Source organism: Streptomyces sp. NPDC090083 (assembly GCF_044747445.1).
Taxonomy (GTDB): domain Bacteria; phylum Actinomycetota; class Actinomycetes; order Streptomycetales; family Streptomycetaceae; genus Streptomyces.
In genome coordinates this window covers 37933-58443 of the sequence record NZ_JBIVED010000015.1, presented here as the reverse complement: position 1 = coordinate 58443, position 20511 = coordinate 37933, and the positions used below count along the sequence as shown (strand labels likewise).

20 protein-coding genes are annotated in these 20511 nt (G+C 71.1%); 6 read left to right on the top strand and 14 right to left on the bottom strand.

Features of this window, described 5'->3' with window-relative positions; genetic code table 11:
- Positions 1-77: 77 nt before the first annotated feature.
- The 3 genes from rocD to ACIPTO_RS37545 form a co-directional block, all read right to left on the bottom strand.
- Complete coding sequence (rocD, locus tag ACIPTO_RS37555; RefSeq protein ID WP_401199559.1) at positions 78-1304, bottom strand: ornithine--oxo-acid transaminase; 1227 nt, start codon at positions 1302-1304, stop codon at positions 78-80.
- Positions 1301-2113 carry a dimethylargininase gene (ddaH, locus tag ACIPTO_RS37550; RefSeq protein WP_401199557.1) on the bottom strand — a complete coding sequence of 271 codons (813 nt, stop codon included), beginning with the start codon at positions 2111-2113 and terminating at the stop codon, positions 1301-1303. Before ddaH ends, rocD begins: the two co-directional genes overlap by 4 nt.
- Positions 2114-2236: 123 nt before the next feature.
- Complete coding sequence (locus tag ACIPTO_RS37545; RefSeq protein ID WP_366321836.1) at positions 2237-2740, bottom strand: Lrp/AsnC family transcriptional regulator; 504 nt, start codon at positions 2738-2740, stop codon at positions 2237-2239.
- Between the two features lie 77 nt (positions 2741-2817).
- On the opposite strand from ACIPTO_RS37545, the gene ACIPTO_RS37540 reads away from it, so the two are divergent.
- The 4 genes from ACIPTO_RS37540 (at position 2818) to ACIPTO_RS37525 (ending at position 6911) form a co-directional block, all read left to right on the top strand.
- The gene (locus ACIPTO_RS37540) at positions 2818-3567 is read left to right on the top strand and encodes a LytR/AlgR family response regulator transcription factor (protein WP_401199554.1); all 750 of its coding nucleotides are present in this window, start codon (positions 2818-2820) and stop codon (positions 3565-3567) included.
- A 2-nt stretch (positions 3568-3569) separates the two neighbouring features.
- The gene (locus ACIPTO_RS37535; protein WP_366321832.1) at positions 3570-3929 is read left to right on the top strand and encodes a hypothetical protein; all 360 of its coding nucleotides are present in this window, start codon (positions 3570-3572) and stop codon (positions 3927-3929) included.
- Complete coding sequence (locus tag ACIPTO_RS37530; protein WP_401199552.1) at positions 3926-5638, top strand: cation acetate symporter; 1713 nt, start codon at positions 3926-3928, stop codon at positions 5636-5638. The genes ACIPTO_RS37535 and ACIPTO_RS37530 overlap by 4 nt, the downstream gene beginning before the upstream one ends.
- Positions 5639-5705: 67 nt before the next feature.
- Positions 5706-6911, top strand: coding sequence for a histidine kinase (locus ACIPTO_RS37525; protein ID WP_366321828.1), 1206 nt, complete (start codon positions 5706-5708; stop codon positions 6909-6911).
- 6 nt (positions 6912-6917) lie between these two features.
- Here ACIPTO_RS37525 and ACIPTO_RS37520 read toward each other — a convergent pair whose 3' ends face one another.
- From ACIPTO_RS37520 to ACIPTO_RS37490, 7 genes are all read right to left on the bottom strand, one after another.
- Complete coding sequence (locus ACIPTO_RS37520) at positions 6918-7076, bottom strand: hypothetical protein (protein ID WP_366321826.1); 159 nt, start codon at positions 7074-7076, stop codon at positions 6918-6920.
- Between the two features lie 13 nt (positions 7077-7089).
- A complete protein-coding gene (locus ACIPTO_RS37515) occupies positions 7090-8937 on the bottom strand; it encodes a protein kinase (RefSeq protein ID WP_401199550.1) in 1848 nt (615 codons plus the stop codon).
- A gap of 33 nt (positions 8938-8970) precedes the next feature.
- Entirely contained in the window at positions 8971-10179 is a 1209-nt protein-coding gene (locus tag ACIPTO_RS37510; RefSeq protein WP_401199548.1) for a DUF6777 domain-containing protein, read from the bottom strand.
- A gap of 109 nt (positions 10180-10288) precedes the next feature.
- Positions 10289-11239 (bottom strand): cytochrome c oxidase assembly protein, encoded by a 951-nt coding sequence (locus ACIPTO_RS37505; protein WP_366321820.1) that lies wholly within the window; start codon positions 11237-11239, stop codon positions 10289-10291.
- Positions 11240-11343: 104 nt separating this feature from the next.
- A complete protein-coding gene (locus ACIPTO_RS37500; RefSeq protein WP_366321818.1) occupies positions 11344-12369 on the bottom strand; it encodes a 6-phosphofructokinase in 1026 nt (341 codons plus the stop codon).
- Positions 12370-12558: 189 nt separating this feature from the next.
- Complete coding sequence (locus tag ACIPTO_RS37495) at positions 12559-13287, bottom strand: type 1 glutamine amidotransferase (protein WP_266766659.1); 729 nt, start codon at positions 13285-13287, stop codon at positions 12559-12561.
- Between the two features lie 30 nt (positions 13288-13317).
- Positions 13318-14556, bottom strand: coding sequence for a MurT ligase domain-containing protein (locus ACIPTO_RS37490; RefSeq protein WP_352282656.1), 1239 nt, complete (start codon positions 14554-14556; stop codon positions 13318-13320).
- A gap of 154 nt (positions 14557-14710) precedes the next feature.
- Between ACIPTO_RS37490 and def the strand changes: the two genes are divergently transcribed.
- Positions 14711-15265, top strand: a complete 555-nt coding sequence (gene def, locus ACIPTO_RS37485; RefSeq protein WP_401199544.1) for a peptide deformylase — start codon at positions 14711-14713, stop codon at positions 15263-15265.
- Positions 15266-15284: 19 nt separating this feature from the next.
- Here the strand turns inward: def and ACIPTO_RS37480 are convergent, their stop codons facing one another.
- Complete coding sequence (locus ACIPTO_RS37480) at positions 15285-15929, bottom strand: TetR family transcriptional regulator (RefSeq protein ID WP_366321813.1); 645 nt, start codon at positions 15927-15929, stop codon at positions 15285-15287.
- Positions 15930-16098: 169 nt separating this feature from the next.
- On the opposite strand from ACIPTO_RS37480, the gene ACIPTO_RS37475 reads away from it, so the two are divergent.
- Entirely contained in the window at positions 16099-17328 is a 1230-nt protein-coding gene (locus ACIPTO_RS37475) for an acyl-CoA dehydrogenase family protein (RefSeq protein ID WP_366321811.1), read from the top strand.
- A 120-nt stretch (positions 17329-17448) separates the two neighbouring features.
- Here ACIPTO_RS37475 and ACIPTO_RS37470 read toward each other — a convergent pair whose 3' ends face one another.
- The 3 genes from ACIPTO_RS37470 to ACIPTO_RS37460 are packed head-to-tail and all read right to left on the bottom strand — an operon-like array spanning position 17449 to position 20264.
- Positions 17449-17970: a cupin domain-containing protein gene (locus ACIPTO_RS37470; protein WP_401199542.1), complete on the bottom strand. Its 522-nt coding sequence runs from the start codon at positions 17968-17970 to the stop codon at positions 17449-17451.
- A 7-nt stretch (positions 17971-17977) separates the two neighbouring features.
- Positions 17978-19192, bottom strand: a complete 1215-nt coding sequence (locus ACIPTO_RS37465) for a cytochrome P450 (RefSeq protein WP_401199540.1) — start codon at positions 19190-19192, stop codon at positions 17978-17980.
- Between the two features lie 7 nt (positions 19193-19199).
- Entirely contained in the window at positions 19200-20264 is a 1065-nt protein-coding gene (locus tag ACIPTO_RS37460; RefSeq protein WP_366321805.1) for a type III polyketide synthase, read from the bottom strand.
- Positions 20265-20511 lie beyond the last annotated feature (247 nt).

Sequence of the window (20511 nt, the reverse complement as noted above, 5' to 3'; positions counted from 1 at the left end):
ACCAGGTCCCCGCAAGCACCCTCCCGTACGAGCCTGGCTGGGCCGGCCTCGCGCCGGTCCAGCCACGCCCTTACATCTCAGGCGCCTTGCGTCAGCACCTTCTCCAACGCGCCGATCGCCGACCGGAGTTCGTCCTCCGTGATGGTCAGCGGCGGCGCGAGCCGGATCGTGGAGCCGTGCGTGTCCTTGGCCAGCACGCCCTCGCGCATGAGGCGTTCGCTGATCTCGCGCCCGGTGCCGATCGCCGGGTCGACGTCGACGCCCGCCCACAGACCGCGCGCCCGGAATCCGACGACGCCCTTGCCGGCCAGCTCGGTCAGACCGTCCCGCAGGACCACGCCCAACTCGGCCGCCCTGCGCTGGAATTCACCGGTCTCCAGCAGCTCGACCACCGCCGTGCCGACCGCCGCGGCGAGCGGGTTGCCGCCGAACGTCGACCCGTGCTCACCGGGCTTCAGGACGCTCAGCACCTCGCGCCGCGCGACCACCGCCGACACCGGCACGATCCCGCCGCCGAGCGCCTTGCCGAGCAGCAGCACGTCCGGGACGACCTCCTCGTGCTCGACCGCGAGAGTCCGGCCGGTGCGGCCGAGGCCCGCCTGGATCTCGTCCGCGATGAACAAGCAGCCCTTCCGGGCGGTGAGTTCGCGCACACCGGCCAGATAGCCCGGGTCCGGGATGATCACCCCGGCCTCGCCCTGGATCGGCTCGATCAGCACGGCCGCCGTCGTCTCGTCGACCGCCGCCTCCAGCGCCGCGAGATCGTTGTACGGCACGATCCGGAAGCCGGGCGTGAACGGGCCGAAGCCCGCCCGTGCCGTCTCGTCGGTGGAGAAGCTGACGATCGTCGTCGTACGGCCGTGGAAGTTCTCCGCCGCGACGACGATGGTCGCCCGGTCGGCGGGGACGCCCTTCACGTCGTAGGCCCATTTGCGGGCCACCTTGATGCCGCTCTCGACCGCCTCCGCGCCGGTGTTCATCGGCAGCACCATGTCGAGACCGGTCAACTCCGCGAGCCGCTCGGCGAATTCGGCGAGCCTGTCGTTGTGGAAGGCGCGCGAGGTGAGCGTCAGCTGGTCGAGCTGGCGGTGCGCCGCCTCGATCAGCGCCGGGTGCCGGTGGCCGAAGTTGAGGGCCGAGTAGCCCGCGAGCATGTCGAGGTAGCGGCGGCCCTCGACGTCCTCCACCCAGGTGCCCTCGGCGCGGGCGACGACCACGGGCAGCGGGTGGTAGTTGTGCGCGAGGACCGGCTCCTCGGCGCGGATGAGGTCGGCGGACGTACGGGCACGGACGGGTGCGGTCATGAGCGGATCTCCTGGGTGCAGCACTTGATGCCGCCGCCGGCCTTGTGGAACTCGGAGAGGTCGACGGGGACGGGGACGTAGCCGCGTTCGGCGAGGCGCGCGGCCAGGGCCTGGGCCTGGGGCGCGATGAAGACGTGCAGACCGTCCGAGACGGAGTTGAGGCCCCACGACATCGCGTCCTCACGGGTCGCGAGCACCGCGTCCGGGAACAGCCGCGCCAGCACCTCACGGCTGCCGGGGGAGAAGGCGTCCGGGTAGTAGCAGACGTTGTCCTCGTCCAGGACGAACAGTGCCGTGTCGAGGTGGTAGAAGTACGGGTCCACCAGCGTCAGGCTGATCACCGGGACGCCGAAGAACTCCTGCACCTCGCGATGGGCCTCGCGGGTCGTGCGGAACCCGGTGCCGGCCAGGACGTAGCGGCCGGTCGGGATCAGGTCCCCCTCGCCCTCGCTGACCGACTCGGGGCGGTGGACGTCGTAGCCCGCCGCCTTGAACCACATGTCGTAGTGGTCGGACTCGGGGCGCCGCTCGGGCGCGTGGAAGAGGGAGCCGAAGACGCGGCCGTCGACGACGACCGCCGAGTTCGCGGCGAAGACCATGTCGGGGAGACCGGCCACCGGCGACACCGTGTCGATGGTGTGGCCGTGCGCGCGGTAGGTGTCGATCAGCGTCCGCCACTGCTCATGGGCGAGATCGACGTCCACCTGGGCGTCGGGATGCATCCAGGGGTTGATCGCGTACTGCACGGCGAAGTGTCTGGGTTCGCAGACGAGAAAGCGCCGCCGGCGCCGCACACGGGTCTCGGGCACAGAGGTGTTCCTCCGCTTCCTGTGATGACGACTGGGGTTGACACCACGGTAGAAAGCGACAGATGCGACCGACAAGGGACAAACGCTGCGCGCATACGCAGTAACGCTGCGTCTTTTCCGGGGTCAGCGCACGTCTGCTGCGTCCCCTGGGGCCGGATGGGTGGCGCCCGCTTCCGGGCTTTCCGGGAGGAGGTGGGACAGCACCATCACGCTGATCGTCTTCCGGATGAACGGCTCCTGCCGGATCCGCTCCAGCACCTCCTCGAAGTGCTCCACATCGGTGGCCCGTACATGCAGCAGGGCGTCCGCGCCGCCGGTCACCGTCATCGCCGCGGTGATCTCCGGGTGGTTGCGCACCACCTCCGCGAGCCGCCTGGGGGGCGCGGCGCCCTCGCAGTACACCTCCACGTACGCCTCCGTGCGCCAGCCGAGCGCGGAGGGCTGCACCGTCGCCGTGAACCCGGTGATCACACCCGTCTCCCGCAAGCGGTCCACGCGCCGCTTCACCGCCGTCGCGGACAGCCCGATCGCCGCCCCGATCTCGGCGAAACTGGTCCGCGCGTTCGCCATCAGCGCCGTGATGATCTTCCGGTCGAGTTCGTCGAACGGGGTGGTCCTGCTGTTCATGTCGGCACTGTATCCAGCGCGAACGCGCACACCGGGGACATGTCCACGCGTGCGGATTACTCCTACACTCCACGTTCATGCTGCGCGCCCTCGCCGTCGACGACGAACGCCCCTCGCTGGAGGAGCTGCTCTATCTGCTGAACGCCGACCCACGCATCGGCAGCGCGGAGGGCGCGGGCGACGCGACCGAGGCGCTGCGCCGCATCAACAGAGCCCTGGAATCGGGCCCGGACGGCCCCGAGGCGATCGACGTCGTCTTCCTCGACATCCAGATGCCGGGCCTCGACGGCCTCGACATGGCACGGCTGCTCACCGGTTTCGCCAAGCCGCCGCTCGTCGTGTTCGTCACCGCGCACGAGGACTTCGCCGTACAGGCCTTCGACCTCAAGGCGGTCGACTACGTCCTCAAGCCCGTCCGCAAGGAACGGCTCGCGGAGGCGGTGCGCCGGGCGGCCGAACTCGGCGGCGCGGCACCGCGGATACCCGTGCACGAACCCGACCCCGACCACATCGCCGTCGAACTCGGCGGTGTCACACGGTTCGTGGCCGTCGGCGACATCACCCACGTCGAGGCCCAGGGCGACTACGCCCGCCTGCACACCGACCGGGGCAGCCACCTCGTGCGCATACCGGTCTCCACCCTGGAGGACCGCTGGCGCTCCCGCGGCTTCGTCCGCATCCACCGCCGCCATCTCGTCGCCCTGCGCCACATCGGCGAACTCCGCCTGGACGCGGGCACGGTGAGCGTGCTCGTCGGCGGCGAGGAACTCCAGGTAAGCCGCCGCCACACCCGCGAACTGCGGGACCTGCTGATGCGGAGGTCCTGACGATGCCTCAGGACCCCACCGAACGCAGGGTGGTCGTCAGCGCCCCACCGCGCCGCACCCGCCGCGCCTCCGGCTACTCCCGCCCCCGCACCGAGATCGACGAACAGACCACCCTCGGCCACACCTACGTCCGCTCCCTCATGCGCACCCAACTCCGCGCCGCCCTCACGGTGTTCGCGGTCCTCGTCCTGCTGGTCGGCCCGCTGCCCCTGGTCTTCGCGGCGACCCCGGACTCCCACCGCCTCGAATGGCTCGTCCTCGGCTTCTGCCTCTACGCCCCGCTCGTCCTGCTCGCCCTCTGGTACGTGCGCCGCGCCGAACGCAACGAACGCGACTTCGTCCGCCTCGTCGAGGACCGATGAACTCCAGCTATGCCGTACCGGCGGTCGCCCTCGTCGTGGTGGTCACGGTCCTCGTCGGCGCGTTCGGCCTGCGCATCTCCCGCACCACCTCCGACTTCTACGTCGCCTCCCGCACCGTCGGCCCCCGCCTCAACGCCGCCGCCATCAGCGGCGAATACCTCTCCGCGGCCTCCTTCCTGGGCATCGCGGGACTCGTCCTGGTGCAGGGCCCCGACATGCTCTGGTACCCCGTCGGCTACACGGCCGGCTACCTCGTCCTGCTCCTCTTCGTCGCGGCCCCGCTCCGCCGCTCCGGCGCCTACACCCTCCCCGACTTCGCCGAGGCCCGGCTCGCCTCGCACGCCGTCCGACGCCTCGCGGGTGCCTTCGTCGTCGGCGTCGGCTGGCTCTACCTCCTGCCCCAACTCCAGGGCGCCGGACTCACGTTGACCGTGCTGACCGGCGCGCCGGACTCGCTCGGCGGGCTGATCGTGGCGGTCGTCGTGGTCGCCACCGTCGCGGCCGGCGGCATGCGCAGCATCACCTTCGTACAGGCCTTCCAGTACTGGCTGAAGCTCACCGCGCTGCTCGTCCCCGCCCTCTTCCTGGTCCTCGCCTGGCAGAGTGAAGGGGCACCCCGGCACGCCTTCGAGGAACCGGCGACCTTCCGCGAACAACGGACGGTCCGGGTCGACGAGACACTCGACCTGGGACTCGACCACCCCCTCACGGTCACCGTGAACGGCACGGTCGACGGCCGCCACCACACCGCGGCGACACTCCGGCTCCCCGCCGGCACCCACCACATCGAGCGCGGCACCCGGCTCGTCTTCCCCCAGGGCGCCACCGTCCCCGTCGCCGACCGCGGCACCAACGGCGGCATGTCGACCTCGCTCGCCGCCAGCCGAGAGGAACGCCCGCTGTACGCGACCTACGGCCTCATCCTCGCCACCTTCCTCGGCACCATGGGCCTGCCGCACGTCGTCGTCCGCTTCTACACCAGCCCGCACGGTGTCGCCGCCCGCCGCACCACGGTCGCCGTCCTCGGCCTGATCGGCGCCTTCTACCTCCTCCCACCCGTCTACGGCGCCCTCGGCCGCCTGTACACCCCCGAACTGACCATCACCGGCGACGCCGACGCGGCCGTCCTCCTGCTGCCCGACCGCATGATCGGCGGCGTCGGCGGCGACCTGCTCGGCGCACTGGTCGCGGGCGGGGCCTTCGCCGCGTTCCTGTCCACCGCGTCCGGGCTGACCATGGCCGTCGCGGGGGTTCTCACCCAGGACGTCCTTCCGTCGCGCGGGGTACGGCACTTCAGGCTCGGCACGGTCCTCGCCATGGCCGTGCCGCTGGCCGCGAGCGTGCTCGTCGGCGGGCTGCCGGTCGCCGACGCCGTGGGGCTCGCGTTCGCCGTGTCGGCGTCCTCCTTCTGCCCGCTGCTGGTCCTCGGCATCTGGTGGACGCGGCTCACCCCGCCTGGCGCGGCGGCCGGGATGCTGGTGGGCGGCGGATCGGCGTTCGTCGCCGTGGCCGCGACCATGGCCGGCTTCCCCGGCACCGGCCCCCTGCACGCCCTGCTCGCCTGGCCCGCGCTCTGGTCGGTGCCGCTGGGGTTCCTCACCATGGTGCTGGTGTCCCTGGCGACGCCGGGCCGGGTGCCCACGGGAACGGCGGCGATCCTGGCACGGTTCCATCTGCCGGAGGAACTGCGGGCGGAGGTGAAGGCGTGACACCACCCACGCACGGCCGTGCCGCCACCGTGAACGGACCGCCCAACTCCTTTACCGAGGAGGCCGTATGAGCGGATTCCTGGCCGGCCTCTGCGTCGCCGTGCTCCCGCTGCTCGCCGCCGGCTTCTGGCTCGGCCGTCGCACCGCACGCCCCGAGAACCTCGGCGGCCTCGGCACCCCCGTCGAGCACGCCACCTTCCAGACCCTGCACACCGCGTCCCTCGCCGCACCCCCGCTCCGCGCGGGACTCACCGGGGAGACGGCCCGCCGCTCGGCCCGCCGACTGCGCACCCTCCTCGGCACGGACGCCCTGTGCCTCACCGACCAGCAGCAGGTCCTCGCCTGGGACGGTGTCGGCGACCATCACCGGGCCGAGGTCATGGAACGCCTCGCGGGCGCCCTGGAGACCGGCCGGGGCGAGGCGTTCCGGCTCACCTGCGCCGCCCCCGACTGCCCGCTGCGCTGGGCCGTGGTCGCCCCGCTCACCGTCGACGACCGCGTCCACGGCGCGCTGGTCGCCTGCGCACCCCGCGAGTCGGCCGTCCTGGTCCGCGCCGCCGGGGAGGTCGCCCGCTGGGTCTCCGTCCAGCTGGAGCTGGCGGACCTGGACCAGTCCCGCACCCGGCTGATCGAGGCCGAGATCAAGGCACTTCGGGCCCAGATATCCCCGCACTTCATCTTCAACTCGCTCGCCGTGATCGCGTCCTTCGTCCGCACCGACCCCGAGCGCGCCCGTGAACTGCTTCTGGAATTCGCCGACTTCACCCGCTACTCGTTCCGCAGGCACGGCGACTTCACCACCCTCGCCGACGAACTCCACGCCATCGACCACTACTTGGCGCTCGTCCGGGCCCGCTTCGGCGAACGCCTCTCCGTCACCTTGCAGATCGCCCCCGAGGTGCTGCCGGTCACGCTCCCGTTCCTCTGCCTGCAGCCCCTTGTCGAGAACGCCGTCAAACACGGCCTGGAGGGCAAGGCCGACAAGAGCCGGATCAGCATCACCGCGCAGGACGCGGGTGCCGAGGCACTCGTCGTCATCGAGGACGACGGCACCGGCATGGACCCCGACCTGCTCCGCCGCATCCTCGCGGGCGAGGTCAGCCCGTCCGGCGGCATCGGCCTCTCCAACGTCGACGACCGGCTCCGCCAGGTCTACGGCGACGACTACGGCCTCGTCATCGAGACCGCCGTGGGAGCGGGCATGAAGATCACCGCCCGGCTGCCCAAGTACCAGCCGGGCGTGCACTCGGCGAGCAGGCCGAGCGAGGCGTAGCGGGCCTCAGGCGCTGCGTGTGGCGACCATCCCCAGGGTGATCAGCCCGAGCACGACCCAGCCGAACCACAGCCAGCCGTTACTCCCGAGCGCCACCGTGTAGGCCGTCACCACCACCAGACCGGCGACGGTGATCACCCCCATGGTCTTCGTGGAACCGGGCATCGCACCACCCTCCTCATGGCTTGTCCCCCTCCATGGTGCCCCCGTTCTGCCTCCGAACGGAGCACACGACGAAATGTGTGCCCGACTTCCACGGTCCCCGACTCGTCCAGGAGGCCGCTTCGTAGACCGAGGGATCGAAGCCGTGGTCGGCCGGCGGGACGTCCCGCGCACAGGCCGCGTCCGACTCCGTACGCGCCTGGGCGAGCGTGACGTCCGCGCCCAACCGGGTGAACCCGAGCACCAGCTGATCATGCTTCCCGGCGCAGGAGACCAGGCTCGCGGCCCGGTCGGAGGGCACGTCCAGACAGTCCCGCTTCTGCATCGTCGACGTGTCCGCGAACGCCGACCCGAGGGCACGCCGACCGCCGATCGGCCCGTAGACCGGCCCGTGCGCGCCCAGCACCAGACACGCGGTGCGATGCCCGGCGGCCGCGAAACCGGCGTCGGTCGGTACGACCGCGAAGCCCCGCACGTCCGCGAGCCTCTCCCGCACCTCCCGCGTCCGCTCCGCGCACCGGCCGGCCCCGGCGCGCCGCGCCTCGCCCGCGGACGCGGTGGAGACCGACGCCATCACCTGCCCGTCGGGCACGGAGTTCCGGCAGGTGGGATCGACGGCGAGCCGGGGCGTGCCCGTGAACCGCTTCCCGCCGGGCCAGTCGGCGGTCACACAGTCGCCGTCCTTGAGCGGCGCGGAGAGCCCGACGCCCGTGCCGTACGGCGAGGTGCCGTCGCCCGCGTCCGGGCCGTCGCCGGGCGACTGGCGGGCCATCGCGTACCAGACCCCGCCCAGGGCGAGGGCGAGCCCGAGCAGACCGGCGAGGACGGCCCGGAGAAGCCGCGGACGCGGGCGCCGACGCCGGCCGCCGGGGGAGTGCGGGGGAGACGGGGGAAACGGGGGCCCCGCCGCGAACGGCACGTGCGGCCCCTCCCAGGGCGACGGCGAACCCAGGTCGGTGCACGTCCTGGAGTACGCCCCCACCCCCGGGTCCGTCCGCGGCGTCAGGATCGACGCCAGGGCCTCCTCGGCCTCCGCCGCCGGAATCCGTCGTAGCGGATCCTTCTCCAGCATCGCGTGGAGCACCGGGGCCAGAGCGCCCGCGCGGACCGGGGGCAGGGGGTCCTCCGTGACCACTGCGGTGATCTCCGCGAGGGGGGTGTCGCGGACGAAGGGGCCGTGGCCCTCGACGGCGTGGTAGAGCGTGCAGCCCAGCGAGAACAGGTCGGCGGCGGCGGTCGGCGGCCCGCCCGTGGCCCGCTCCGGCGCGAGATAACCCGCCGTACCGACGAGCACGGACGTCAGCGTGTACCGCGTCTCCCCGGCGTCCGGCTGCACCGAGATCCCGTAGTCGGTGAGCAGGACGCGGGCGTACGGCGAGCCGGTGCGGTCCGGCGCCAGCAGGATGTTCGCCGGTTTCACGTCCCGGTGCATCACGCCCCGCCGGTGCCCCGCGGTCAGCGCGTCGAGCACGGCGAGGCCGACGCGGGCGCACTCCGCCGGGGCGAGCGAACCGTGCCGGCCGATCAGGTCGCGCAGGTCCACGGCGTCGGCCACGTACTCCATGACGATCCACGGCAGCCCCTCGTGCTCCAGCACGTCATGGACGGTCACCACATGGGGGTGACCGCGCAACCCGGCCGCGTTCCGCGCCTCGGCCCGGGCCCGCGCGACCCTGGCCTCGCGTTCGGCGTCGGCGTGGGACGGGTTGCTGAACACGATCTCCTTGAGCGCGACGTCACAGGCCAGCCGCTGGTCATGTGCGAGCCACACATGTCCCATCCCGCCACTGCCCAGCCGCCTCAGCAGCAGATAACGTCCGGCGACGACCCGGCCCACGCCCGAGGCCGGCGATCCGTGTGGCATTCGGTGTCCCTCCTTCCCGCTTCCCGGCCCGCGTCACGTCTCGACGGTGGCGGGTGGGCCGGCTGTGCCGGGTGTGGCGGTCAGCGGGGCGCTGCTGGTGATCGGTGCGCTCGTCGTCGGTGGTGGCTCGCTCCCGGGCGAGGACGCGGACGGCGATGTCGACGCGGTGGACGGCGGTGCCGTGGATGTCGGCGGCCCCAGCGTCGGGCCGGACGAGGTCGCCGGATCGGTGGGACTCGTGGAACCGGTCGGAGTGGTCGAAGAGGTCGAAGCGGTCGGGTCCGGGGGAGTGGACGTCACCGCTCCGTCCGTCGTCCCGGCCACGCTCACCGTCACGTACTCCCCGAACCGCAGCCCGGTCCCGGCCGGCGGGTCGCTCGCGATGACCCGGGCGTCGTCGGACGGCGGCGCGCTCCCGTCGTACCCGACCGCCAGGCCACCGCTCACCAGCAGCTGCCGCGCCTCCCCGAAGGTCCGCCCCGCGAGCTCGGGTACGGCGTGCCGCGTCCGGGTGTCGAAGTCCGCGTCACTGCGCCCCGCCGTCCCCACCGGACGCCGGATACCGCGGCCGGGGTCGCCGACGTCGACGAGGACGAGCCGCTCCATCGTCGTGGGCGCCGGACGCACGGCCACGACCGAGGACGCCCGATATCCGCTCCACTTCTTGTTGCCGTCCGCGAACCTGACGGAAATACGGTCCGCGTCTCCCTTGAAAGGCCGCAGTGGATTTCCGCACGAACATTTGGCGGCCGGTTCGCCCCGCGCGTCGACGAGAATCGCGATCCCCGACTGGAGAAGGGAGTCGTAGGGCGTGGCCTTTCCCTTTTTGTAGTCGTGATTCCGTACGAGAGTGTCGTGACGCAGGACCACGGGTGTGAGCCGGTCCAGATAGCCCGGTATCCGATCCGGGCCGATGCCCAGCACGCCCGACCAGGCAACGGCCTTGCGACGGTTGGCGGGATCGGTCAGGAACCTCTTGAGCCGCGCCACGTCACAGACGGTCGGCTTCCTGGTGCCTCCGTAGAGACCTGGTGTGTCGCCCTGCTGGAGGCTGCCCCGCACCGGCGCCGAACGCACCGAGGCGTCCTGCCCCAGCCCCTGCTTCTCGTCGAAGAAGGGCGCGAGCGACGGAACTCCGGCGGCGGCCGCCTGCACGGCCAACGCGTGCACGCCCCCGCCGCAGCCGGCCAGTCCACTCACGGCCAGGAAACAGACCAGCGGTGCGGCGATCCCGCGGAGCACCGCGATTCCCCGACGCCGGCACCTTTGCACACCCACGCGAAATGCCACGACCGCTCCCCCCGGTGGCGGTTCCCCCATCGCGTTTTATGCTACTGAAGAAAATTCCCGGTCAGCTGCCGCGTGTGTTCAGTGAGGCCAAATAGGCGTTGTAGGCCTCGAGTTCCTTGTCGCCGTCCCGGTCGGCGGCCCGGTCCTGACGCTTCGCCTGCCGCTGCTCGGAGCCGTACCACTGGAACAGCAGGGCGATCAGCACCAGCACGGACGGGATCTCGCTGAACGCCCAGGCGATGCCGCCGGCCGCGTTCTGGTCGGAGAGGGCGTCGATGCCGAGCGAGGCGGGCGGGTGCTTGAACGTCGTGACCATCGGCTCGGACGCCATCATCAACGCGATGCCGAAGAACGCGTGGAACGGCATCCCGGCGAACAGCTCCAGCATCCGCATCAGATAGCCGGGCCGGCTGGGCCCCGGGTCGACGCCCATGATCGGCCAGAAGAACACCACACCCACGGCGAGGAAGTGCACCATCATCGCGATGTGCCCGGTCTTGGAGCCCATCAGGAAGTCGAAGATCGGCGTGAAGTACAGCGCGTAGAGGCTGGCGATGAACAGCGGGATCGTGAACGCGGGATGCGTGATGATCTTCATGTACCGGCTGTGCAGGAACATCAGCAGCAGCTCACGCGGCCCCTTGCGGCCCCTGGCCGCCGGCGGCAGCGCCCGCAGCGCGAGCGTCACCGGGGCGCCGAGCAGCAGCAGGATCGGCGACAGCATGCTGATGACCATGTGCTGCACCATGTGCACGCTGAACATGACCATGCCGTAGTCGTTGAGCTTGGTGCACATGACCAGTCCGACGGTCAGCACCCCGACGACGTACGAGATCGTCCGCCCCACGGGCCACGAGTCGCCGCGCCGTGCCAGCCGCACGACCCCCCAGCCGTACAGCCCGAGCCCGACGAGACAGGCGGTCAGGAAGAACGGGTCGGCCGACCACGCGAGCCCCCGTCCCAACGTGAACGGCGGCAGATCCATCGTCATGCCGTGCCCGCCGTGATCCATCGGACGGCTCCTGATTCGTGGGGGTTGTGCAAGTCTGTCCGCACACAGACTAGAACTGCCCCCGGTCACGATCATGACCGGGGGCAGCTTCGCTCACCTGCGGGCTACAGGACGCACTCCGCCTCTTCGTAGCGGTCGGCGGGCACGGTCTTCAGCGTCTCCACCGCGTCCGCCAGCGACACCATCACGATGTCCGTCCCCCGCAGCGCGGTCATCTTCCCGAACTCCCCGCGATGCGCGGCCTCCACCGCGTGCCACCCGAACCGGGTCGCCAGCACGCGGTCGTACGCGGTCGGCGTGCCCCCGCGCTGCACATGCCCGAGGATCACCGGCCGGGCCTCCTTGCCGAGCCGGTCCTCCAGTTCGAGGGACAGCTGCCGGGCGATCCCCGCGAAGCGCTCGTGGCCGTAGACGTCCTTCTTGCCCTCGTCGAAGTCCATGGACCCCTCACGGGGCTTGGCGCCCTCCGCGGCGACGACGATCGCGAACCGCTTGCCCGCCTCGAAGCGTTCGCCGACGCGGGCGGCCAACTCCTCGATGTCGAAGGGCCGTTCGGGTACGACGATGGCGTGCGCGCCGGCCGCCATGCCGGAGTGGAGGGCGATCCAGCCGGTGTGGCGGCCCATGACCTCCACGACCAGGACACGCTGGTGGGACTCGGCGGTGGTCTTGAGCCGGTCGAGCGCCTCGGTCGCGACACCTACGGCGGTGTCGAAGCCGAAGGTGACGTCCGTGACCGCGATGTCGTTGTCGATGGTCTTGGGGACGCCGACGATCGGGAGCCCGGCGTCGTACATCAGCTTGGCCGCCTTGAGCGTGCCCTCGCCGCCGATCGGGATGATCGCGTCGAGGCCGAGCTCCTCGACATGGCCCCGGGCCCGCTCCACGCCGTCCCGCAGATGGGAGGGCTGGACCCGGGAGGAGCCGAGGATGGTGCCGCCGCGAGCAAGGATGCCGCTCACCGCGTCGAGGTCGAGCTTGAGGTAGTCGCACTCCAGGAGGCCCTTCCAGCCGTCCCGGAAGCCGATGACCTCGTCGCCGTGGTCCACGACGGCGCGGTGCACGACGGACCGGATGACGGCGTTCAGGCCGGGGCAGTCGCCGCCGGACGTGAGCACACCAATGCGCATAGCCCGAAAGAACCTTCTCAACGTGGGCGGGACCGGACCACGTCGTCCGGCACGATCCCCGCCACCCTAACGGCAGGAGGGGGCGGGACCGTAGCGTGCGTCCGCCTGCTGGACGACCCCGCTCACCTGCGCGGACCAGCCGTCAGACGGGCTGGTTGCCCACACCCGAAGACCAGGTGTACGCGACGCTTACGCGGGTTGCTGAGCTGCCGCGATGCGCTCGTTGCGGAGCGCCTCGTACCAGCGGTCGTCGATCGGCGGCAGCGCGTTCACATCGAGGGCCAGCTTCAGCAGCAGGTCCGCGATCAGCGGATTGCGGGCGAGCACCGGACCGTGCATGTACGTACCGAACACCGTGTCGTTGTACGCGCCCTCGGTGCCGTCGCCCGTGCCGTTGCCCTTGCCGAGCCGCACCTGCGCGAACGGGCGGGCGGTCGGGCCGAGATGCGTGACGCCCTGGTGGTTCTCGAAGCCGGTCAGCGGGGGCAGGCCCAGGCGCGCGTCGATGTCGCCGAGGACGTCACCGACGCACCGCTCGCCCTCGCCGCGCGTCGACACCACGTCGAGCAGGCCGAGGCCGGGCTCGCGCTGGCCGAGGTCGTTGATGAACTCGTGGCCGAGGATCTGGTAGCCGGCGCACACCGAGAAGACGATCGCGCCGTTGCCGACCGCGCGGTGCAGACCGCCGTCGCGGCGCAGGCGCTCCGCCGCGAGCCGCTGCGGACGGTCCTCTCCGCCGCCGATCAGGTAGATGTCGCCCGAGGTCGGGATGGGCTGGTCGCTGCGCACGTCGAGCCGGGCCACGTCGAGGCCGCGCTGGCGGGCCCGGCGCTCCACGACCAGGGCGTTGCCCTGGTCGCCGTAGGTGCTCAGCAGGTCGGGGTAGATCCACACCAGACGGAGCTGGTTGTCGCTCATGGTCATTCGTCCTCTGGGGGTTCTCGGGTCTCAGTTGCCGACGCGACGGCGCAGGTCCTGGAACGCGGTGTAGTTCGCGATGACCTCGATGCGGCCGGGCGGGGCCATCTGGACGGCCTGGTCGAGGTTGTCGCAGACCTGGAAGTGCTGGTTGGCCACTTCCAGACGGACCGCGAGGTCCAGCTTGCGGTCGCCCACGACGAAGATGGGGTGGCCGGTCAGTCGGGTGTAGTCGACGTCCCACAGCCACGAGGTGTCGGTGCCGTCGGCGCCGCGCGCGTTCACCGAGAGGATCACCGGGGTCGGCGGCGGATCGATCAGGCTGAACGTCTCGAGCCAGCCCGCCGGGTTCTTCGCCAGCAGCAGGCGCAGGTCGCGCTGCATGAACTGGACGACGTCGTAGCGCCCGGCGACGGCCTGCACCCGGTACATCCGCTCCAGGGCGACCTGCGGCGGCACCCCGAACACGGCGGCGACGGCGGCCGAGGACGCGGCGTTGGCCTTGTTGGCGCGGCCGGGCAGCTGGAGGTGGATGGGCCAGGCGGAGCCGTGCGGGTCGAGGACGTGGTCCCCGGAGAGTGCCCAACTCGGCGTCGGCCGCCGGAATCCGCACTCGCCGCAGAACCAGTCGTCACCGGGACGCTGCATCACGCCACCGCAGGACGGGCAGGACCAGGCGTCGTCCTTCCACATCTGCCCGGCGGCGACCCAGATCACGTTCGGGGAGGAGGAAGCGGCCCACACGACCAGCGGGTCGTCGGCGTTGGCGACGATGACGGCCTTGGAACCCGACAGCCCCTCACGCCAGTTCTCCGCGAGCATGCGGGTCTCGGCCGCGCGGTCGAGCTGGTCGCGGGAGAGGTTGAGCAGGGCGATGCACTTGGGGTCGGTGTCGCGGGCGACGCCGGCGAGGTACTTCTCGTCGACCTCGATGACCCCGAACTTGGCCTCCGAGCCGCCGGCCAGCGCCGAGGTGATGCCGGCGGGCATGTTGGCGCCCAGCGCGTTCGAGACGACGGGTCCCGCGGCCCCGAGGGCCTCGGCGATGAGCCGGGTCGTGGTCGTCTTGCCGTTGGTCGCCGAGACGAGCGTCACATCCAGGCTCTGCGCGAGCCTGGCGAGCAGGTCGGGGTCGAGTTTGAGTGCCACTCGGCCGCCGATCACCGATCCGCTGCCCCGCCCCGCGGCACGAGATGCCGCCGCGACCGCCTTGCCCGCCGTCACGGCCAGCTTGGCCCGCGGCGTGAGCGGGTCCGAGTTGCCTGCCATCAGTTCTCGATCCTCCTTGCGTACGCGCCGCGCCTCTGCCTCCGGCAACGTGGTGTGGACCTCAGCCTATCGAGATCCTTATCGGTGCCTGAACCGCGGCACCGCGAACGCCTCGCGGCGGGCGTGCGCCGTAGAGAACCGTACCCTTGCGCCCATGCGATACGGCTCCATCCCGGGCGCCCGCGGGCGAGTCCGTCCCCTCACCCTGCTCGGCGACCCCCTGCTCCATACCCCGTGCGAGGACGTAACAGACTTCGGGCCGGAACTCGCCCGTCTCGTGGAGGACTTGTTCGCCACGATGTACGCGGCCCGGGGCGTCGGCCTCGCCGCGAACCAAGTGGGCGTCCCTTTGCGGGTGTTCGTATACGACTGCCCCGACGACGAGGAGGTCCGCCACCTCGGCCACGTGGTGAACCCGCGTCTCGTGGAGGCGGACGGCCTGGTGCTGCGCGGCCCCGAGGGCTGCCTCTCCCTGCCGGGCCTGGAGGCGGGGACGGAGCGCTACGACCACGCGGTCGTCGAGGGTTTCACGGCGTCCGGCGACCCGATCACCGTGGAGGGCACGGGCTGGTTCGCCCGCTGTCTCCAGCACGAACAGGACCACCTGGAGGGCCGGGTGTACGCCGACCGCGTAACGGGCCGCCGCCACGCGCGCCTGATGCGACAGGCACGCCGAGCCTCCTGGAACCGGCGGGGCGAGGTCCCGTAGGGGTGCGGGGCCGTACCGGCTAGAACCCCGGCCCGCCGACCCTGTCCCCGGCCGCGGCCAGCCGTCCCCACAGCAGATCGGCCAGACTGCGTACCAACTCGGCCCGGGAGCAAGGCCGTTCGCCCAGCCACCAGTCCCCGGCCGCGTGCATCATCCCGACGATCCCGTGCCCCCACACCCGGGCCAGCTGCTGGCTGTTGGGTCCGAGGTCCACCCGCTCCTCGATGACCTGGGCCAGCTCCTCGCCCATGCGCCGCAGCAGCGGAACGGAGTGGTTGCCGGTGTCGAACCCCTGGTCCGCGGTCTGCCCGCCCTCGACGGGGTGCATCAGGAACCGGTACACCTGGGGAAGCGCCTCGATGGCGGCGAGGTACGTGTCGAGCGTCGCCTCGACTCGCTCCCGGCGCTCGGCCGGGGCGTCCAGCGCCGCCCGCAGGGAGGACAGCAGGGCATCCGTATGCCGCTTGGCGAGGGCCGCGTACAGTCCACCCTTGTCCCCGAAGTGCCGGTACAGAATCGGCTTCGTGATACCCGCTTCCGCGGCGATCGCGTTCATAGAGGCCTGCGGACCATCGCGCAGCACCACTCTGTCCGCGGCCTCCAGCAACTCGCGCCGTCGGCGGTCGGCGGACCGCTGCTGATCGGTCCGCTGCGTGGTGTCCATGAGCTCTCCCCACCCGTGCTGAATCGGTGACGCCTGCGCAAAGTAACACCCAACGGCCCCAACACCTCGAACGGGCTGCCGACCGGTCATCGGGAGTTGACTTTTCCTACCCGCCGGTAACAGACTTCGGTTACCGCAAGTAACATGCTAGTGCGCCGCTGGAGGAGTCATGGCCGAGTTCACCATGGAACTCAACGACGAACAGAAGGAGGTGCGGGACTGGCTGCACGGCTTCGCCGCCGACGTCATCCGCCCCGCCGCCGCCGAATGGGACGAGCGTGAGGAGACTCCCTGGCCGGTCATCCAGGAGGCCGCGAAGGTCGGCATCTACTCCCTGGACTTCTACGCCCAGCAGTACTTCGACCCCACCGGCCTCGGCATCCCGATGGCCATGGAGGAACTGTTCTGGGGCGACGCGGGCATCGCCCTCTCCATCGTCGGCACCGGCCTCGCGGCCGTCGGCGTCCTCGCCAACGGCACCGAGGAGCAGATCGGCACCTGGATCCCGCAGATGTACGGCGACGCCAACGACGTGAAGGTCGCCGCCTTCTGCTCCTCCGAGCCCGACGCCGGTTCCGACGTCGCCTCCATGCGCACGCGTGCCGTGTACGACGAGGCCAAGGACGAGTGGGTGCTCAACGGCACCAAGACCTGGGCGACCAACGGTGGTATCGCCAACGTCCACGTCGTCGTCGCGGTCGTCGACGCGGACCTCGGCTCCAAGGGCCACGCCTCCTTCATCGTCCCGGCCGGCACGCCCGGTCTGTCCCAGGGGCAGAAGTTCAAGAAGCACGGCATCCGCGCCTCGCACACCGCCGAGGTCGTCCTGGAGAACGTGCGCGTCCCCGGTTCCTGCCTGCTCGGCGGCAAGGAGAAGCTGGACGAGCGGATCGCCCGCGCCCATGAGCGCGCGAAGGCCGGCGGCGGCGAGCGGGTGAAGAACGCGGCGATGGCGACGTTCGAGGCGTCGCGCCCCGCGGTCGGCGCGATGGCGGTGGGCACGGCCCGCGCCGCGTACGAGGTCGCCCTCGACTACGCGAAGACCCGCGAGCAGTTCGGCCGCCCCATCATCGACAACCAGGGCGTGGCCTTCCAGCTCGCCGACATGCGGACGTCCATCGACGCGGCGCGGCTGCTCGTGTGGCGGGCGTCCTGGATGGCCGTCAACGGCAAGCAGTTCACGGCGGCCGAGGGCTCGATGTCGAAGCTGTTCGCGAGCGAGACGGCGAAGAAGGTGACGGGCCAGGCCATTCAGATCCTGGGCGGCAACGGCTACACCCGTGAGTACCCGGTCGAGCGGATGCACCGGGACGCGGCGATCTACACGATCTTCGAGGGCACGAGCGAGATCCAGCGGCTGGTGATCGCGCGCACGCTGGCGGGCATGCCGATCCGTTGAGTCTCGGGTGCCGGCCCGGTGGGACCGTTCGCGCAGTTCCCCGCGACCCTTGAACGCGGCCCGCGTTTCAGGGGCGCGGGGAACCGCGCGACCAGCCCCCACCGGCAGTCAGACGAACGACTACCGGTGTTTCAAGGGCGTCAGCTGCTCGATGTCGTAACGGCCCCGCAACTCCTCGATGGCCGCGTGATCCGGCGGCCCCCCGCTCCCGAGGATCTCCAACAGCTCCTCGAAATACCGCTCGTGGTCCGGCGGCGGAGACGCCTGGAAGAACATCTTCGCCGACGTCTCCGTCGGGTTGGAGAACGCGTGCGGACAACCGGGCGGTACGACGATCACCGTCCCCGGCGTCGCCCGCACCACCCGGGAACCCGAACCGGACTCCCAGCGCTGCCAGTTGTCGGGGGTCCGGATCCGCGGCTCGAAGGCGAGGACGTCCAGCTCGCCCTCGAGCACGTAGAACAACTCCTCGCTGCGGGTGTGCACATGGGCCCCGACATCGAACCCCGGCGGCACCACCACCTCGAAGGTCGACGCGGTCCGCGAGTGCGAGCCGGTCACCTTGAACGTCACGTGCTGCGCCGGTGTCTGCACGACCCGGCCGTGACCGGGCGGCACCAGCAGCCCCTCCGTGGCCGTCACAGGCGCCTCACCACGTCACGGGCAGTGCCTCGGGCCCGCGGATCAACGCGCCCTTCTTGAACGGGACCTGATCGGCCGGTACCGCCAGCCGCAGCCCCGGCAGCCGGTCCAGCAGGGCGTCCACCAGCAGCTCGGACTCCAGCCGGGCCAGCATGTTGCCGGGGCAGAAGTGCGGGCCGAAGCCGAAGGAGACGTGCGGGTTCGGGCTGCGCGTGAAGTCGATCCTCTCGGGGTCCGGGAACACGTCCGGGTCCCGGTTCGCGGCCAGGTACGACACGTACACCGGGTCGCCCGCCCGCATCCGCACACCGCGGATCTCCACGTCCTCCATGGCGATCCGGGACAGCCCGACCGCGTTGCGGTGCGGGATGTAGCGCAGCAGCTCGTCGATGGCCTGCGGCCTCGACTCCGGTTCGGCACGCAGCCGTTCGACGAGATCCGGGCGGGTCAGCAGCAGGTAGAACATCTGCCCGCTGTTGTTGGTGACCGCCTCGCCGCCGATCTGCAGCAGCACCGCGAGCCCGACCGCCTCCTCCAGCGTGATCTCCTCCCGGCCCACGGCGGCACCGAGCAGCGAGGCCACGTCCTCGCCGTCGCTGCCCTCCCGCAGCCCGATGAGATCGCCGAAGTACGCGCCCATCTCCCGCTTCGCCTGCTCGCTGACCTCGGCGCCGTGCGAGGAGGACAGGATGAGCTGGGTCCAGGTGTGCATGCCGTGCCGGTCGGCGGCCGGCACACCCATCAACTCGCAGATCACCGCGATGGGGAAAGGGCTCAGCACGGTCTCGGTGAGGTCGGCGGGCGGCCCGTGCTCCAGCAGCTCGTCGATCAACTCGTCCAGCAGCAGCCGGGACTGCTCCCGCACCCGCTCCACCCCGCGCGTCGTGAACGCCGGGGCGACCGAGCGCCGCAGCCGCGTGTGGTCCGGCGGGTCGAGGAAGCCGACCGCGCCGCGTGCCGGGACGAAGTGCGGGGCGAGCCGGGTCACCGGCTGGTCCATCACCGCCTCGCGGCTGAACCGGGGGTCGTTGGTGACCATCCGCACGTCGTCGTGCCGGGTGACCAGCCAGGCCCAGCCCTCGCCGTTGGGCAGCTTGATCCGGTTGACCGGACCCTCCCGCATCAGCTGGGTGAGGACCGGGTCGAAGTCCACCCCGGTCAGGTCGAGGGCCGGCCAGGGCCGGACGGGGGGCGGGGTCTCGGTGAGCGTCTCTTCAGTCATGCCGTACTCAAGCCGTCTCTCGGTCGTCGCGGTGCCAGCGGCCCAGGGCCATCTCGGCGGTGATACCGGGTCCGAACCCGGCGAGCAGGCCGCGCGCCGCGTGCTCGGCGCCGCCCTCGTCGAAGAGCCGGCGCAGCGCGTCAAGGACGACGGCGCTGGCGATGTTGCCGTACTCGGTGAGGGTCGCCCGGCTGAACCGGAACGCGTGCGGGTCGACCTGGAGGAACTTGCTCAGGTCGTCGAGTATTCGGGGCCCGCCCGCGTGGACTATGTAGAAGTCCAGGTCGGCCGCGTCCCAGCCGTGCAGTCCCGCGAGGTCCTGGAGCGCTGGTGCGAGGGGCTCCATGGTGGCCGGCACCCGCTTGTCCAGCAGGAAGTGGAACCCGGTGGCCCGGACGTCGTACATGATCCACTCTTCGGTCTTGGGGATCAGGTACGACCCGTTGCGCTCCAGCTGGATGCCCGTGCCGCCGCGCCCGCGCACGACCGCGGCGGCGATGCCGTCGCCGAACAGGCCGTTGGAGAGCAGGGAGCCGATGCCGAGGTCGGTCGGCTGGTAGCACAGCGAGCAGAACTCGCAGGCGACGATGAGCGCGTTGGCGTCCGGGTACGCCGTGCAGAAGTCGTGCGCCCGGTTGATGGCCGCGCCGCCGGCCGCGCAGCCGAGCTGGGCGATCGGGATCTGCCGGGTGGTGGACTCGAAGGCCATCTCGTTGATCAGCCAGGCCGTGAGCGAGGGCATCATGAAGCCCGTGCACGAGACGTAGATGATCACGTCGATGTCGGTGGTGAGGAGCTCCGCCTCGTCGAGCGCGCGCTGCACGACCGCGGGGACGCGGGCCTTCGCCTCGGCGGTGTAGATCTTGTTGCGGTCCTCGAACCCCGGGTGCTTCAGGGTCTCCTCGATGGGCTGCACGATGTGCCGGGTGCGCACGCCGGTGTTCTCGATCAGCCGGAGGGCCAGCGGCAGGTTGGGGTGGTCCGCGTGACGGGAGCGCGCCAGCTCCAGCGTCTCCTCCATCGTGATCACGTGCTCGGGAACCGACACCGAGGGCTTGCACAAAGTCGCCATGAACCGTCCCTGCTTTCGCCTTCCGGAAGGCCTTCGCCCGCCGGTCAGAAGGTGGTTCACCTCAGAGGGTGGTGCACCCACGATCACCCGTGAGGGCGGCGATCTCGCGGTGGACTACTCCAATTCAGGGACACGGCGATAAAGACCGGATCAGTGGTTCCTGTGAAAGCCGAGGGCAGGGCGGCTTGTCCGCGAGGGCCGGGTGCCACCCCCTGAGGGGCGCGGGGACCGCGCGATGAGCCACCAC